The sequence below is a fragment of the Nocardioides silvaticus genome, from assembly GCF_003160695.1.
Lineage (GTDB): Bacteria > Actinomycetota > Actinomycetes > Propionibacteriales > Nocardioidaceae > Nocardioides > Nocardioides silvaticus.
This window is the reverse complement of sequence record NZ_QGDD01000005.1, coordinates 264,631-280,744: the sequence shown is the minus strand read 5'-3', so window position 1 is coordinate 280,744 and position 16,114 is coordinate 264,631. Positions and strand designations below refer to the sequence as shown.

Below are 16,114 nucleotides of genomic sequence, written 5' to 3'. Positions count from 1 at the left end.
CCAGCGGCTCGCGCTACTCGACCACCGATCGGTCGAGGATGGTCAGGACTTCGTCGTACGCCGTCATCGCCTGGGCCACCTCGTCGGCGGTCACGACGCAGGGGGGCACGACATGGATGCGGTTGTCGGCGGTGAAGGGGAGGACGCCGCGACCGACGAGCTCGGCCTTGGCCTTCCCCATCAGCGCGGCGGAGAGCGGCTCGCGGGTCGTCCGGTCGGCGACCAGCTCGAGCGCCCAGAAGACACCGGTGCCACGGACCTCGCCGATGACCGGGTGCTTGTCGGCGAGCTCGGCGAGGCCGGGGCCGATCACGTCGGCCCCGATCTCCTTGGCGTGCGCGACGATGCCCTCGCTCTCCATCGCGTCGATCGACGCCACGATCGACGCCGCCGCCAGCGGGTGGCCGCTGTAGGTGAGCCCGCCGGGGAACACCCGCTCGTCGAACGTGCGGGCGATGGCGTCGTTGATGATGACTCCGCCGACCGGAACGTAGCCGGAGTTGACGCCCTTGGCGAACGTGATGAGGTCCGGCGTCACGTCGTGCGCGTCGAACGCGAACCACTCGCCTGCCCGGCCGAAGCCGGCCATCACCTCGTCGAGGACGAGCACGATCCCGAACCGGTCGGCGATCTCACGAACGCCGGACAGGTAGCCCGGCGGCGGGATCATGATCCCCGCGGTGCCGGGGATCGACTCGAGCAGGATCGCCGCCACGGTGTCGGGTCCCTCGGCCTCGATCACCCGTCGCAGGTGGTGCAGCGCGCGCTCGCACTCCTCCTCCGGCGACGTCGCCCAGAACTCCGAGCGGTAGAGGTAGGGCCCGAAGAAGTGCACGTGGCCGCGGGCGTACTCGTTGGGCATCCGCCGCCAGTCGCCCGTCGCGACGATCGCCCCGCCGGTGTTGCCGTGGTAGGAGCGGTACGTCGAGAGCACCTTGTCGCGCCCGGTGTGCAGCCGCGCCATCCGGATGGCGTTCTCGTTGGCATCGGCGCCGCCGTTGGTGAAGAACACCTTGTCGAAGCCCTCCGGCGCCCGCGCAGCGATCCGCTGGGCGGCGACGCCGCGGGTCAGGTTCGCGGTCGCCGGGCCGATGGTCGCGAGGGTGGCGGCCTGCTCCTGGATCGCCTGGACGACGGCCGGGTGCTGGTGGCCGATGTTGACGTTGACCAGCTGGCTGGAGAAGTCCAGGTAGGTCTTGCCGGCGTGGTCCCAGACCTCGGTGCCGCGCCCACCCGCGATCGGCAGCAGGGAGAGGCTTCCCTGCGCCGACCACGAGTGGAACACGTGTCCCCGGTCGAGCTCACTCGTGCGGGCGTTGAGGTCGGTCATGGTCTCGGTCACTTGCCACCTTCCTGAAGGGTGACCTCGATCGGCTCGTAGTCCGCACCGATCGTGTCCTCTCCCTCCTCCTCGAGCTCGGCCAGCGCCTGCTCGACGTACTCGTTGGTGTAGGCGGACGACGGCGGCTCCTTGGAGATGATGGTGGCGCCGGTCTCGTTCTTGGTGTTGAGCGCGATGTCGACGGTCTGCGCCCACGCCTCCTCGTCGATGTAGCCGACGCCGTTGGTCGAGGGCCAGATCAGCTTGTTGACCTCGTTGGCCATCCACAGCTGGTGGCTCTGGCCGAGCTCCGAGCCGGACGCGGCCACGATGTCGGCCGCCTCCTCCGGGTTGTCGCGGACGAAGGCCCAGCCCTTGATCGACGCCTTGATGAACTTGACGGTCCGCTCCTCGTAGTCAGGGTCGGACAACTTCTCGGTCGTCGCCCAGATGGCGTCCTGCAGCATCGCGGTGCCGACGTCGTTCCAGTTGATGACGTTGAGGTCCTCGGGCGTGTAGAGCTCGCCGGTCTCCGGGTTCACGGTCTCGAGGACCTGGGCGTACTCGTTGTAGGTCATCGCCTGCGCGGCATCGATGTCGCCGGCGAGGAACGCGTTCATGTCGAACGCCTGCTGCACCAGGTTGATGTCCTCGAGCTGCACGTCGGCCGACTGCATGCCGGCGAAGAGCTCCCACTCGTTGCCGAAGCCCCAGCTGCCGACGTTCTTGCCCTTCAGGTCCTCGGGACCGGCGATGTCCTTGTCCTTGAAGGAGATCTGGGTCGTCGCGCTGCGCTCGAAGATCTGCGCGACGTTGGTGATCCCGGCGCCCTGCTCGATCGAACCGAGCACCTTCGGCACCCACGAGATCGCGTAGTCGACGTCGCCGGAGGCGAGCACGTCCTGCGGCACGATGTCGACGCCACCCTCGACGATGTTCACGTCGAGGCCCTCGTCGACGTAGTAGCACTCGGCGACCGCGGCGTAGTAGCCGGCGAACTGCGCCTGCGACACCCACTGGAGCTGGAGCGAGACCTCCTCGAGCTCACCCGCGTCCCGGGCCTCCTGGGTGCGGGTCGCACAGTCCTCGCTCTGCTGCACGTCGACGTTCGACTCGGACCCGCCGTCGTCGTCGTCACCGCAGGCGGTCAGGAACGCGGCGACCACCATGGCGGCGGCGCCCAGCTTCAGCGATCTCAACATGTGCTTCTCCTGTTTTCTGTGCAAGGTCGTGGCTCGGGACCGGGTCAGGCGGGTTTGTGATGGCGTGAGAACCACAGCTCGACGAGCAGGGTGACCACGTAGAACAGCAGGCCGAGGACGATCGCTCCCGAGACGTAGGCCCACGCGAGGGGGTAGTTGCTGCTGGCGGCCGAGGAGGTGATCGACTTCCCGAGACCGCCGATCGGGCCGCCGAAGTACTCCGCGATCAGCGCGGCGATGACCGCGAGCGAGGAGGCGACCCGCAGGCCGGTGAAGACGTACGGCGTGGCGGTGGGCAGCGTCACCGCCCGGATCACCTGCAGCGGGCCGGCGGCGTACGCCGTCATCAGGTCGCGGTGCACGGCCCGGACCTGGCGGATGCCGCGCAGGGTGTTGAGGTAGACCGGGACCGCCACCGAGATGCCGGCCACGATGATCCGGCCGGTGTTCACGGCCGCGCCGAACATCGAGTAGAGGACCGGCGCCAGTGCGACGATCGGGATCACCGCGAGCGCGGCGACGACCGGGGCCGCCATCTGGTCGATCAACCGGAACGACCCGGCGAGCGCCGCGCCGATCACGCCGACCACCGCGCCACCGAGCATCCCGATGAGCGCGTTGCGGCCGGTGACGACAGAGCCGTCGACGATGTTGGCGGTGTTGCCGGTGATCTGCTCCCAGATCGCGCTCGGCGCCGGGAGGACGAACGGCTTGATGTCCGCGGCGTTCACCAGCAGCTCCCAACCGACGATCACCAGCGCCCCCAGGGCGAGCGGCGCGACCACGGTGCTCCACCGGACGTCGGTGATCGGGAGCCGTGGCCGGGTGACGCGCCCGGCGGCGACGGGGTCGACGGCGGTCGTCATCGGTTGTCCACCCCGCGCGCGGCAGTGGCGGTCTCGGGGGTCCCATGCAGCAGGCTGCGGACCTCGGCCACCGCGTGGAAGAACCCCTCCTCGTCGCGGGCGCGCTCGGTGCGGTCGTGCGCGCCGGCCAGGCCATCGGCGCGGACGTCGACGATGCCGGTGATCCGGCCCGGCCGCGGCGACATGACGACGACCCGGTCGGAGAGGAACACCGCCTCCGGGATCGAGTGGGTCACGAACAGCACCGCCGCGCCGGTCTCGGCGCAGATCTTGACCAGCTCGTTCTGCATCCGCTCGCGGGTGATCTCGTCGAGGGCGCCGAACGGCTCGTCCATCAGCAGCAGCTTGGGGCTCTCCGCGAGCGCCCGGGCGATGGCGACCCGTTGCTGCATGCCGCCCGACAGCTGGTCGGGGTGGCTCTTGGCGAAGTCGGTGAGACCGACCAGCTCGATCAGCTCGGCGACCCGGTTCTTCCGTACGGCGGCGTCGGCGCCGTGCAGCTTGAGCGGCAGCTCGATGTTGCCGGCGACGGTGCGCCACGGCAGCAGGCCCGCCTGCTGGAAGGCGATGCCGTAGTCCTGGTCGAGCCGCGCCTGGCGGGCGACCTTGCCGAAGACCCGGATGTCCCCCGTCGTCGGGGTGTCGAGGTCGGCGACCAGGCGCAGCAGCGTGCTCTTGCCGCAGCCGCTGGGCCCGATCAGCGACACGAACTCGCCGGCCGCGACCGTGAGGTCGACGTCCTTCAGCGCGACCACCTGCTTGCGGCTCTTGCCGAAGATCCGGTCGACGCCGGTCACCGAGATGGCGGGGTCAGCCATTGCTGGCTCCTGTCAGTCGGAACGGGCGGAGGACGAGGCCGAGCAGGCCGATGGCACCGGCGGAGACCAGGCCGATGGCGACCGCGCCGAAGATCGGGGCCCAGGGCTTGGCCGGGTCGCCGGAGGCGGCGACGGCGTAGTCGATGACCATCCGACCGAGCCCGCCCTTGAGCCCGATGGACACCTCCGCGACGACGGCGCCGATGACGGCGCTGGCGGCCGCGAGCCGGAGGGCCGGCAGGAGGTAGGGCACCGACGACGGCAGCCGGAGGGTGACCAGCGAGCGCCACCAGCCGACGCCGTAGGCCCGCATCAGGTCGAGGTGGGTCGCATCGGGCGACTTGAGCCCGCGCAGCGCACCGACGGCGACCGGGAAGAAGGCGAGGTACGCCGCGATCACCGCGACGGAGTCCTCGCTGCTCCACACGTGGCCGAAGATCGTGATCTCCGAGCCCCAGCGGCGGACCAGCGGCGCGATCGCGATCAGCGGCACGGTCTGGCTGAGGATCACCCACGGCAGCAGCGCGGACTCGACGATCCGCAGCCGGCTCATCACCAGCGCGAGCACCAGGCCGACCACGACGCCGATCACCCACCCGCGCGCGGCCAGGCCGAGGGAGAACATGCTGGCGTCGAAGACCGCGTCGAACGCGTCGGGGGCACCCGGGAGGCCGGTGACCGGGTCGCCGAACCGCTGCAGCATCTCCCACGAGTGCGGCATCGCGAGGTCGGTCGTGCGCGGCAGCACCCGCGTGTCGCCGACGAGCACGCCCTCCTCGGGTCCCAGGGCCTTGTAGAGGTCCCAGGTCACGACCACGGCGGCCACGCCGAGGACACCGAGGATCACCGCACGGAAGCGGTTCCAGATCTGCGCCAAGGGGTCACGCCTTCGCGGTGATGTGGTCGCGGAGGTGGGGCATGATCGACTCGCCGTAGACGCGCATCGTCTCCTCCTTGTTGTCGTGCTGGAGGTAGACGGAGAACTGGTCGACGCCGATCGCCTTGAGCTCCTCGAGCTTGGCGATGTGCTGCTCGGGGGTGCCGAGGATGCAGAACCGGTCGACGATCTCGTCCGGCACGAAGTCGACGTGGTCGTTGTCGGCCTTGCCGTGGGTGTTGTAGTCGTAGCCGGTGCGGCCCTTGATGTAGTCGACCAGCACCGTCGGGAAGTCGGCGTCCTCGCCGTACTTGGAGACGATGTCGGCGATGTGGTTGCCGACCATCCCGCCGAACCAGCGGGTCTGCGCCCGCATGTGGTCGATCTGGTCCTCGCTGCCGACGTACGCCGGCGCCGCGACGCAGAACGTGAGCGCGTCGGGGTCGCGGCCGGCGTCCGCGGCCGCCTTGCGGACCTGGGTGATCATCCACTTCGCGACGTCGACGTCGGCGAGCTGCAGGATGAACCCGTCGCCGGCCTCGCCGGCGGTCTTCAGCGCCAACGGACCGTAGGCCGCGATCCACACCTCGAGCTGCGAGCTGCGCGCCCAGGGGAACTGGAGTGTCGACCCGTTGTGCTCGACCGGACGGCAGTTGCCGAGCTCGCGGATCACGTGGGTGGCGTCGCGGACCTCCTTGAGCGTGGTCGGCTTGCCGTTGAGCGTCCGGACCGCGGAGTCGCCGCGGCCGATGCCGACCACCGTGCGGTTGCCGTACATCTCGTTGAGCGTCGCGAAGACCGACGCCGTCACCGTCCAGTCGCGAGTCGCCGGGTTGGTCACCATCGGCCCGACGACGACCCGCCGGGTCTCGGCGAGGATCTGGCTGTAGATGACGTACGGCTCCTGCCAGAGCAGGTGGGAGTCGAAGGTCCACACGTAGTCGAACCCGTGCTCCTCCGCCTGCTTCGCCAGCCCGACGGTGCGCCAGGCAGGCGGGTTCGTCTGGATGACAACTCCGAAGTCCATGGGATCCCTCTCAGGTCAGGTACTGGGTCAGGCCGCGCTTGAGGTACTGCCCGTGGCCGGCACGCCCGTGGAACTCACCGTCCGAGACCAGCACGGACCCGCGGCTGATGACGACGTCGACGTGACCGTCGATCTCGTAGCCCTCCCAGGCGGAGTGGTCCATGTTCATGTGGTGGGTCTTGTCCACGCCGATCGAGGTGTGCCCCTTCGGGTCGTAGACCACGATGTCGGCGTCGGCGCCGGGCTGGATGACGCCCTTCCGGCCGTAGAGTCCGAACATCCGCGCCGGCGTCGTCGAGGTCAGCTCGACCCAGCGCTCGAGCGTGATCTCGCCGGTGACCACGCCCTGGTAGAGCAGGTCCATCCGGTGCTCGATCGACCCGATGCCGTTGGGGATGGCGCGGAAGTCGCCGCGACCGAGCTCCTTCTGGTCCTTCATGCAGAAGGGGCAGTGGTCGGTCGACACCATCTGCAGGTCGTTGGTGCGCAGCGCCTGCCACATCGCGTCCTGGTGGCCCTCGGCCCGCGACCGCAGCGGCGTCGAGCAGACCCACTTCGCGCCCTCGAACTCGCCCCAGGTCGGGTCGCCGGTGGCGCCGAGCTGCTCCTCGAGCGAGAGGTAGAGGTACTGCGGGCAGGTCTCGCCGAAGACGTTCTGGCCCTTGTCGCGTGCCGTGGCGAGCTGCTCGACCGCCTGCTTGGCGCTCACATGCACGACGTAGAGCGGCGCCTCGGTGAGGTTGGCCAGCATGATCGCCCGATGGGTGGCCTCCTCCTCCATCTGCCAGGCGCGCGCGATGCCGTGGAAGTACGGCGTCGTCTTGCCGGCGTTGTAGAGCTGCTCGGCGAGGACGTCGATGGCCGGGCCGTTCTCGGCGTGCATCATCGTCATCAGGCCGAGCTCGCGGGCCTTCTGCATGGCCCGGAGGATCTGGTCGTCCGTGGCGTAGAAGACGCCCGGGTAGGCCATGAACATCTTGTACGACGTGATGCCCTCGTCGATCAGCGTCTCCATCGCCTTCAACGACTGCTCGTCGACGCCGCCGATGATCTGGTGGAAGCCGTAGTCGACCGCGCAGTTGCCGCGGGCCTTCTCGTGCCAGGCGGACAGCCCGTCCTCGACGCGCTCGCCGTACTTCTGCACGGCGAAGTCGATGATCGACGTGGTGCCGCCCCACGCCGCGGCGATGGTGCCGGTCTCGAACGTGTCGCTCGCCTCGGTGCCGCCGAACGGCAGCTGCATGTGGGTGTGGGCGTCGATGCCGCCCGGGATGACGTACTTGCCGGTGGCGTCGACGACCTTGTCCGCGGTGACACTCGCTGCGATGTCGCTGCCGGGCGCCAGCACGGCGACGACCTGCTCGCCGTCGACGAGGACGTCGGCCACGGTGCGGCCGGTCGAGCTGACGACGGTGCCGCCCTTGACGAGGAGGGTGCTCATCGCCGCTCCTCAGGGCCGCGCGATGGCGGTGTAGGAGTCCGGCCGGCGGTCGCGGTAGAACTGCCAGTCGTCGCGCATCTGCTGGACCATGTCCATGTCGAGGTCCCGGACCAGCAGCTCCTCCTTCTCCGAGGAGCCGCGGTCGCCGACGAAGTTGCCGCGCGGGTCGATGACCTGGCTGGTGCCGTAGAAGTCGACCGCCTCGTCGCCGTACTCGTTGTCCTCGCGGCCGACCCGGTTGGGCTGGAGCACGAAGTAGCCGTTGGCGACCGCGGCGCACGGACCCTCGACCTCCCACAGCCGGTTGCTCAAGCCCGGCTTGGTGGCGTTGGGGTTGAAGACGATGTGGGCGCCGTTCAGGCCCAGCTCGCGCCAACCCTCCGGGAAGTGGCGGTCGTAGCAGATGTAGGTGCCGACCTTGCCGACCGCGGTGTCGAAGACCGGGTAGCCCAGGTTGCCGGGCCGGAAGTAGAACTTCTCCCAGAACTTGTCGAGGTGCGGGATGTGGTGCTTGCGGTACGCGCCGAGGATGGTGCCGTCGGCGTCGACCGTGACGGTGGTGTTGTAGTAGACGCCGGTCTGCTCCTCCTCGTAGATCGGGAGGATCATCACCATGCCGAGCTCCTTGGCCAGCGCCGCGAACCGCTGCACGATCGGGCCGTCGGCAGGCTCGGCGAAGCGGTAGTACTTCTGGTCCTGGGTGATCCCGAAGTAGGGGCCGTAGAAGAGCTCCTGGAAGCACATCACCTGGGCGTCCTGGTCCTTGGCGTCACGGGCGAACTGCTCGTGCTTGTCGAGCATCGACTCCTTGTCGCCGGTCCAGGTCGTCTGGCTGATGGCCGCGCGCACCGTGGTCAAAGGTCCACCTCCGCTGGGGTCGGATCGGGTCCGAGTTCTGTTATCTTCCGGGTTGAACATTTCGCTCGGATTTCCTCGTTGTCAAGGGTTGGGCATGGATCTCGCCGGAATCGAGGACCCCACACCGCGCGGCATCGCCGGTGCGTTCAGTCGCGCCATCCGCGCCGGCGAGCTGGCTCCCGGCGACCGGCTCCCGACCGTCCGCGACGTCGCCGCCGAGCTGGGCGTGTCCCCGGCGACGGTGTCGGCAGCGTGGCAGGCGCTGCGTCGTACGGGGCTGGTGGTCTCGCGTGGCCGGTCCGGCACGTTCGTGCGCGACACCCCGACCCCCTGGCTCTCGCCGCGGCAGCGCGGGCTGGTCGGCGCCGGCCCCGACGGACTGCGGCTCGACCTCTCCCGTGGCACCCCCGACCCGACCCTGCTGCCCGACCTCGGGCCCGCGCTGCACCGGGTCTCCCAGCGCGCCGGTGTGCTCGCCTACCAGGAGGAGCCGGTGCTCCCCGAGCTGCGCGACGTGCTCGCCGGCACCTGGCCCTACGAGGCGGAGTCGATCACCGTCGTCGACGGAGCGACCGACGGCGTCACCCGGATGCTCGAGCAGGTGGTGTCGTACGGCGACCGCGTGTTGCTCGAGTCGCCCGGCTTCCCGCCGTTCTTCGACCTGGTCGAGGCGCTCGGCGCCGAGGTGGTGCCGGTCGCCCTCGACGAGGAGGGCGTGACCCCGGAGTCGCTGCGCAGGGCGCTGGACGTGCGCCCGGTCGCTGTCGTGCTGCAGCCGCGGGCGCACAACCCGACCGGCATCTCGACCACCGCGCCACGGGCGCTGCAGCTGGTGCGGGTGCTGCTGCGGCGCCGCGACGCGCTGCCGTGGATCGTCGAGGACGACCACTCCTCCGGCATCTCGGTGGCGCCGGACGTGAGCCTCGGGTCCTGGCTGCCGGAGCGGGTCGTGCACGTGCGGTCGTACTCGAAGTCGCACGGTCCCGACCTGCGGATCGCCGCCATGGGCGGGCCCTCGGAGATCATCGACCGGATCGTCGCGCGCCGGATGCTCGGTCCGGCCTGGACCTCGCGCATGGTGCAGACGATCCTGCTCGACCTGCTCACCTCCTCGCAGTCGCTCGACGAGGTCGGTGAGGCGCGGCGGCAGTACATGGCGCGGCAGCGCACCCTCGTCGCCGAGCTCGAGAAGCTCGACGTGCACGTCCCCGTGCCCGACGGCATCAACATGTGGCTGCCCGTCCTCGAGGAGCGCGCGGCCCGGCTGCACCTCTCGGCCTCCGGCATCCGCGTCGCCGAGGGCGAGCCGTTCGTCGCCTCGGGTCCGACCTCGTTCGTCCGCGTCACCTCCGGGCTGGTCTCGCCCGACGACGCCCCGGAGGTGGCCGCCGCGCTGGCGGCAGCAGCCCGCGCCGGCTGACGGAACCGATCGGCGGGCCGGCCCGTCGTACGGTCATGAGGCCTGGAGACCGCCGCCGCCCGTCCCTGCTCCTCCTCGCGCTCGTCGGGTTCGTGCTCGTGCTCGTCGTCGGCGCCTGCGCGGCGGGCGGTGGTGACGACGAAGGTGGCGACGCACGAAACGCCGGCGACGCGGACGCGGCCCAGGACGCGCCCGCAGAAAGTGCCGCGGAGCGCAAATCCCTCGACAACCAGGCCAACCTGGACCTGGCGGAGAGCGCCTCCTACGGCGACGACTTCAAGAGCCTGGCACGCGACACCGACTCGACGGGCCGCAAGATCATCGCCAAGGGCAACGTGTCCTGCGAGAGCGACGACGTCGCGGCCACCGTCTTCCACGTCGGCCGGATCGCCGACGAGCACGGCGGCGAGATCACCGAGCGCGAGACGACCACCAACAAGGACGGCGTCATCAGCACCGCGCGGCTGCTGCTGCGCGTCCCGGTCGACGCCTTCGACAAGGCCTTCCAGGACCTCGAGGGCGTGGCCGACCTGACGTCCTCCAACACCGGCAAGGAGGACGTCACGACCAAGGTCATCGACACGAAGGTCCGGATCCGCGCCCAGCGCCGCAGCCTCCAGCGCGTCGAGCAGCTCTTCGACCGTGCCCAGTCGATCAGCGACATCATCCGGATCGAGTCCCAGGTCTCGCGGCGACAGGCCGACCTGGAGTCGCTCGAGCGCCGGTTGAGCTACCTGAACGACCAGACCTCGATGTCGACCATCTCGGTCAACATCTCGCTGCCGCCGGAGAAGAAGGAGAAGACCGAGGAGAAGAAGGAGCCCGAGGAGGCCGGGTTCCTCGCCGGCCTCGAGGACGGCTGGGACGGCCTGAAGTCCTTCGGCACCGACCTCGCCACCCTCACCGGCCGGCTGCTCCCGTTCGCCACCGTCCTGCTCGTCGTCGGCGGTCCGCTCTGGCTGCTCGTCCGCCGCCTCCGCCGCCGACCCGTCGCAAGCTGACGCCGAGAACGCGCCGACCCGTCGCGAAGTTCGCGACGGGTCGGCGGGTCTCTCGTGCGAGTTCGTGCCGGGTCGGCTACTGGTTGATGACTTCCTCACCGGAGGCGTAGAGGTAGACGACGTAGGCCACCGCGTCGGCGTTGATCCGCAGCGCGTCCAGGCTGAGGTTCTGGATGCCGTCGCAGGCGGAGTGGTAGCAGGGGTCGTAGGCCAGGCCGGCCGTGCCGCCCCACTTCTCCACCTGGGCGGGCGTCTTCGGGACCTCCGCGCCGGTGAACAGGCCGCCGGACGGGATGCCGTTGTTGATGAACGCCTGGTAGTCCGAACGCCCGCTGAACGCCGTGGGCTCCGAAGGGATGTCGCGCTCGGCGTAGTAGCGCTCGAACAGCGCTTCGATCTCGTCCGAGCCGTCGGGACCGACGAGGCCGAAGCCCGATCCGTCGCCGTCGTAGATGAACAGGCCGTAGTTCGGCGAGCCGATCATGTCGAAGTTGAGGTACAGCTCGATCTGCGCGCGCTGCTCGGGAGTGAGGTTGTTGACGTAGTAGGTCGACCCGACCAGTCCGGCCTCCTCCGCGCCCCACCACGCGAACCGCAGCTTGTTGGTCAGGTCCGCCTTCGCGAGCTGCTCGGCGACCTCGATCAGCGCGCTCGAGCCCGAGCCGTTGTCGTTGATGCCCGGGCCCTCCGGCACGGAGTCGAGGTGGGCGCCGGCCATGATCACGTTGTCAGGGTCGCCGCCGCGCGACTCGGCGATCACGTTCTCGGTCGTCGACGGCGTGCGGGTGACGTTGGCGAACAGCCGCATCTCGAGGTCGGCGATCGTCGAGAGCTCGGCCCCCAGCGCGTACGTCGTGCTGACCGAAGGGATCTCACCGGTGAAGCCGTTGCCGAGGGTGACGGCGGGGATGCCGTTGCGGTCCGCGGCGGCGGTGTTGCCCTGGTTGAAGAAGATGATGCCGACCGCACCGGCGGCCGCGGCGTTGTTGCCCTTGATCTCGAAGGTGCAGGTGCCGCGTTGCAGCAGCGCGATGTCGCCCTCGGGGAAGTTCTCGAAGTCGCTGGCCTCGCAGCCGCTGGTCGAGGTGTTGCCGGGGCCGAGCTGGAGGTCCACCGGTGTGACGGAGGCGGTGACGTCACCCTCCTCCGAGTGGGGAGTGGCCGCGAAGTCGGTGCCCTCGACGTAGCTGACCGCGTTCGGGCTGGTCTGCTCCAGCTCCGAGGGGCCGACCTCCTCGAAGCTGTAGACGTCGAAGCTCTGCCGGGTGACCTTGTAGCCGGCCGACCGCAGCCGCCGCTCGACGTAGTCCGCCGACGCGTCGTAGCCGGGGGTGCCCGCGGCGCGGGTGCCACCGTTCTTCCTGGCGATCTTCGCGAGCTCCTGCTGGTGCTTCATCACCTCCTTGAGGGTGACGCACGCGACCGCCTCCTCGGCGGAGTCGAGCTGGTGCCCGCACTTGGGCTTGGGCTTGGCCGCCTCGATCGGCGCCGTCACCGCTGAGAGGCCGACCAGGGCCATGACGAGGACGACCAACGTCCCGAAGATCCGTCGCATGAAAGCACTCCCGAGTCCGGGCGACACCCGAAGTCGCCGATAGCAGGGGACCCTAGGTCCGTTCTTCCGGGAAGGGAACCGTCAGGCGGGAGATTTTCCGCTGCGCTTCGGCGGTCGAGATGCGGAGGGCCCGCCGCGATCGCGACGGGCCCTCCGGATGGAGCAGGTGCAGCTGGGTCAGGCGGGGAAGGACCCGCCCGAGGCGGCGAGGTCCCGCAGCCACGGCGTGGCCTGGAAGCGGTCGCCGTACTTGGCGGCCAGCTCGTCGGCCCGCTTGAGGAACGCGTTGAGACCGATCTCGCCGGTCTCCTTGTCCTCGTAGCCGGTCATGAACTGGGCGGCGCCACCGGTCATCGGCGGGAAGCCGATGCCCATGATCGAACCGATGTTCGCGGCGGCCGCCGAGGTGATGACGCCCTCCTCGAAGCACTTCGCGGTCTCGAGGGCCTCGGCGAACAGCATCCGGTCCTTGATGTCCTCGATCGGCGGCTGCTCCTCGGCGACCGGGAACAGGTCGGCGAGACCGCTCCAGATCGAGCCGCGCTTGCCGTCCTCGTAGTCGTAGAAGCCCGCGCCCCGCAGACGACCGGCGCGGCCGGCCTCGAGCATCTTCTTGACCACCGCGATGCCGGGGTGCTCGACGTAGTCGTTGCCCGCGGCCTTCTCGCCCTCCTCGGTCGCCTTGGCGATCTTCGCCATCAGCTCGAGGTTGAGCTCGTCGGACAGCTGGAGCACGGCGGCCGGGTAACCGGCCATCAGGGTGCCGCGCTCGATGGAGTACGGCGCCACGCCCTCGGCGAGCATCGCCATGCCCTCGTTGACCATGTAGCCGATGACCCGCGAGGTGTAGAAGCCGCGGCTGTCGTTGACGACGATCGGGGTCTTCTTGATCTGCTGGACGACGTCATAGGCCTTGGCCAGCGCGACCTCGTTGGTCTCCTTGCCGGTGATGATCTCGACCAGCGGCATCTTGTCCACGGGGGAGAAGAAGTGCAGGCCGATGAAGTCGGCCGGACGGTCGACGCCCTCGGCGAGCTGCGTGATCGGCAGGGTCGAGGTGTTGGAGCAGAGCAGCGCGTCCTTGTTGACGAACGGCGCGATCTCGGCGAACACCTTGGCCTTCAGCGCCGGGTCCTCGAACACGGCCTCGATGACCAGGTCGCAGCCGGTCAGGTCGGCCGGGTCGGCCGTGGCCTTGATCCGGCCGAGCAGCTCGTCCTTCTTCTCCTCGGTGGAGCGGCCGCGGGAGATCGCCTTGTCGAGCAGGCCCTCGGAGTAGGCCTTGCCCTTCTCGGCGTTCTCGACGGCGACGTCCTTGAGGACGACCTCCATGCCCGCCTTCGCACACACGTAGGCGATGCCGGCGCCCATCATGCCCGCGCCCAGGACGCCGACCTTGGCGGCCTTCCACGGCTCGATGCCCTGCGGGCGGAGCGAGCCGGAGTTGATGGCCTGCAGGTCGAAGAAGAAGGCCTGGATCATGTTCTTCGAGCCCTGGTTGACGATCAGGTTCGTCAGGTAGCGCGACTCGATCCGCGAGGCGGTGTCGAAGTCGGTGTTCGCGCCCTCGATCGCAGCCGACAGGATCGCGCGGGCGGCGGGGTAGACCGCGCCCTTGGTCTGCTGGCGCAGGATCGCCGGGAAGGCCGGGAGGAACGCCGCCAACGCGGGGCTCTTCGGGTTGCCGCCGGGCATCTTGTAGCCCGGCGCGTCCCACGGGTTCAGCGCCGAGTCGGGATTGGCCTTGATCCACGCCTTCGCGGCCGGGACCAGCTCCTCGCGGGTGGCGACCAGCTCGTCGACGATGCCCTTCTCCTTGGCCTTAGTCGGGTTGAACTGGGTGCCTTGGAGCAGCACGTCCATCAGCGCGGTCTGGATGCCGAACATCCGGACGGTGCGGGTGACGCCGCCGCCACCGGGCAGCAGGCCGAGGCTGGCCTCGGGCAGGCCGACCTTGACGCTCGGGTCGTCGACGAGGATCCGGTGGTTCGCCGCGAGGCAGATCTCCAGGCCACCACCGAGGGCGGCGCCGTTGATCGCCGCGACGACCGGCTTGGGGAACAGCTCGAGGCGGCGCAGCGCTGCCTTCACGTTCTCCGCCAGCGCGAACACGTCGGCGGCGTCCTCCTTGGTCGCCTGGACCATGTTCTTCAGGTCGCCGCCGGCGAAGAAGGTCTTCTTCGCACTGGCGATGACGACGCCGGTGACGTCGTCCTGCTCCTCGTGGAGACGGTCGACGGCGGCCTTCATCGAGTCGATGTAGAGCTCGTTCATCGTGTTGGCGCTCTGGTTGGGGTCGTCCAGCGTCAGCGTGACGATGCCGTCGGCGTCCCGCTCGTAGCGCACAGCGGTCTGGGTGTCAGTGCTCATCAGGTGGTTGTCCTCAAGTCTTGTTCGAAAGGCAGTGGGTCTCGATACGCGACGTCACGGCTTCGCAAGCTCAGCCGTGGCCGCTACTCGACCTGGCGGATTGGTAGCCCCGCGCTCGTTCCTCGCGCGGCGCTAGATCCGCTCAACGATCGTCGCGATGCCCATGCCGCCGCCGACGCAGAGCGTGGCGAGGCCGCGGCGCAGGTCGCGCCGCTCGAGCTCGTCGATGAGCGTGCCGAGGATCATCGCGCCGGTGGCACCGAGCGGGTGACCCATGGCGATGGCGCCGCCGTTGACGTTGGTGATGTCGTGGCTGATGCCCATGTCGCGCATGAAGCGCATGGCGACCGAGGCGAACGCCTCGTTGATCTCGAACAGGTCGATGTCGCCCACCTCGAGGCCGGCGACGGCGAGCGCCTTGCGCGCGGCCGGGGCCGGGCCGGTCAGCATGATGACCGGGTCGGCACCGGAGACCGCAGTGGCGACGATCCGCGCCCGCGGGGTGAGGCCGAGGTCGTTGCCGACCTGCTCGCTGCCGATGAGCGTCAGCGCGGCGCCGTCAACGATGCCGGAGCTGTTGCCGGCGTGGTGGACGTGGTTGATCTTCTCCAGCCAGTGGTACTTCTCCAGCGCGACGCTGTCGAAGCCGGCGTCCTTGCCGATCTGGGCGAAGGACGGCTTGAGGCCGGCCAGGCCCTCGACGCTGGTGTCGGGGCGGACGGTCTCGTCGCGCTCGAGCACCGGGATGCCGTTGATGTCCTTGACGGGCACGATCGCGCCGTCGAAGTAGCCGTTGGCCCAGGCCTTCGCGGCCCGGTGGTGGGACTCCGCGGCGAACGCGTCGACGTCCTCGCGGTCCCAGCCCTCGATGGTGGCGATCAGGTCGGCGCCGATGCCCTGGGGCACGAAGCTGGACTTGAAGGAGGTGGCCGGGTCCATCGCCCAGGCGCCGCCGTCGGACCCCATCGGGACGCGGCTCATCGACTCCACGCCGCCGGCGATGATCAGGTTCTCGAACCCGCCGCGGACGCGGCCGGCGGCCTGGTTGACGGCCTCGAGGCCCGACGCGCAGAACCGGTTGAGCTGGACGCCCGCGACGGTGTCGGGGTAGCCCGCGGCCAGCGCGGCCGTCTTCGCGATGTCGCCACCCTGGTCACCGATGGGCGACACCACGCCGAGGATCACGTCGTCGACCCGGTTGGTGTCGAGCGTCGGGTTGCGCTTCTCGATCTCGTTCAGGAGACCCACGGCCAGGTCGACCGGCTTCACCTCGTGGAGGGAACCGGACGCCTTGCCCCTGCCGCGCGGAGTGCGGAGGTGGTCGTACACGAATGCTTCTGCCATGACCGTCCTTGTTG

Annotated in this window: 13 protein-coding genes; 2 read left to right on the top strand and 11 right to left on the bottom strand. The window is 69.5% G+C overall.

The features are described from left to right. Positions 1-13: 13 nt before the first annotated feature. The 8 genes from DJ010_RS13145 to DJ010_RS13110 are packed head-to-tail and all read right to left on the bottom strand — an operon-like array spanning position 14 to position 8,401. Positions 14-1,342: an aspartate aminotransferase family protein gene (locus tag DJ010_RS13145; protein WP_109694380.1), complete on the bottom strand. Its 1,329-nt coding sequence runs from the start codon at positions 1,340-1,342 to the stop codon at positions 14-16. Continuing rightward, on the bottom strand, positions 1,339-2,523 hold the full coding sequence (locus tag DJ010_RS13140; RefSeq protein WP_109694378.1) for an ABC transporter substrate-binding protein: 1,185 nt from the start codon (positions 2,521-2,523) through the stop codon (positions 1,339-1,341). The genes DJ010_RS13145 and DJ010_RS13140 overlap by 4 nt, the downstream gene beginning before the upstream one ends. A gap of 44 nt (positions 2,524-2,567) precedes the next feature. After that, positions 2,568-3,389, bottom strand: coding sequence for an ABC transporter permease (locus DJ010_RS13135; protein WP_109694376.1), 822 nt, complete (start codon positions 3,387-3,389; stop codon positions 2,568-2,570). Further along, the gene (locus DJ010_RS13130; protein WP_109694374.1) at positions 3,386-4,207 is read right to left on the bottom strand and encodes an ABC transporter ATP-binding protein; all 822 of its coding nucleotides are present in this window, start codon (positions 4,205-4,207) and stop codon (positions 3,386-3,388) included. The genes DJ010_RS13135 and DJ010_RS13130 overlap by 4 nt, the downstream gene beginning before the upstream one ends. Further along, a complete protein-coding gene (locus DJ010_RS13125) occupies positions 4,200-5,084 on the bottom strand; it encodes an ABC transporter permease (RefSeq protein WP_109694372.1) in 885 nt (294 codons plus the stop codon). The genes DJ010_RS13130 and DJ010_RS13125 overlap by 8 nt, the downstream gene beginning before the upstream one ends. Positions 5,085-5,088: 4 nt before the next feature. After that, positions 5,089-6,111, bottom strand: a complete 1,023-nt coding sequence (locus DJ010_RS13120) for a TIGR03842 family LLM class F420-dependent oxidoreductase (RefSeq protein WP_109694370.1) — start codon at positions 6,109-6,111, stop codon at positions 5,089-5,091. A gap of 10 nt (positions 6,112-6,121) precedes the next feature. Beyond that, positions 6,122-7,552 (bottom strand): dihydropyrimidinase, encoded by a 1,431-nt coding sequence (gene hydA, locus DJ010_RS13115; protein ID WP_109694368.1) that lies wholly within the window; start codon positions 7,550-7,552, stop codon positions 6,122-6,124. 9 nt (positions 7,553-7,561) lie between these two features. After that, a complete protein-coding gene (locus DJ010_RS13110; protein WP_245927544.1) occupies positions 7,562-8,401 on the bottom strand; it encodes a nitrilase-related carbon-nitrogen hydrolase in 840 nt (279 codons plus the stop codon). 103 nt (positions 8,402-8,504) lie between these two features. Here DJ010_RS13110 and DJ010_RS13105 point away from each other — a divergent pair, with 103 nt between their 5' ends. Together DJ010_RS13105 and DJ010_RS13100 are read left to right on the top strand one after the other, a co-directional pair. After that, entirely contained in the window at positions 8,505-9,830 is a 1,326-nt protein-coding gene (locus DJ010_RS13105) for an aminotransferase-like domain-containing protein (protein WP_109694364.1), read from the top strand. Between the two features lie 35 nt (positions 9,831-9,865). Beyond that, on the top strand, positions 9,866-10,831 hold the full coding sequence (locus DJ010_RS13100; RefSeq protein WP_109694362.1) for a DUF4349 domain-containing protein: 966 nt from the start codon (positions 9,866-9,868) through the stop codon (positions 10,829-10,831). 76 nt (positions 10,832-10,907) lie between these two features. On the opposite strand, the gene DJ010_RS13095 is transcribed toward DJ010_RS13100, so the two are convergent. From DJ010_RS13095 to DJ010_RS13085, 3 genes are all read right to left on the bottom strand, one after another. After that, entirely contained in the window at positions 10,908-12,386 is a 1,479-nt protein-coding gene (locus DJ010_RS13095; RefSeq protein WP_109694360.1) for a M28 family metallopeptidase, read from the bottom strand. A gap of 177 nt (positions 12,387-12,563) precedes the next feature. Further along, positions 12,564-14,756 (bottom strand): 3-hydroxyacyl-CoA dehydrogenase NAD-binding domain-containing protein, encoded by a 2,193-nt coding sequence (locus DJ010_RS13090; protein WP_109694358.1) that lies wholly within the window; start codon positions 14,754-14,756, stop codon positions 12,564-12,566. Between the two features lie 132 nt (positions 14,757-14,888). Beyond that, positions 14,889-16,100: an acetyl-CoA C-acetyltransferase gene (locus DJ010_RS13085; protein WP_109694356.1), complete on the bottom strand. Its 1,212-nt coding sequence runs from the start codon at positions 16,098-16,100 to the stop codon at positions 14,889-14,891. Positions 16,101-16,114 lie beyond the last annotated feature (14 nt).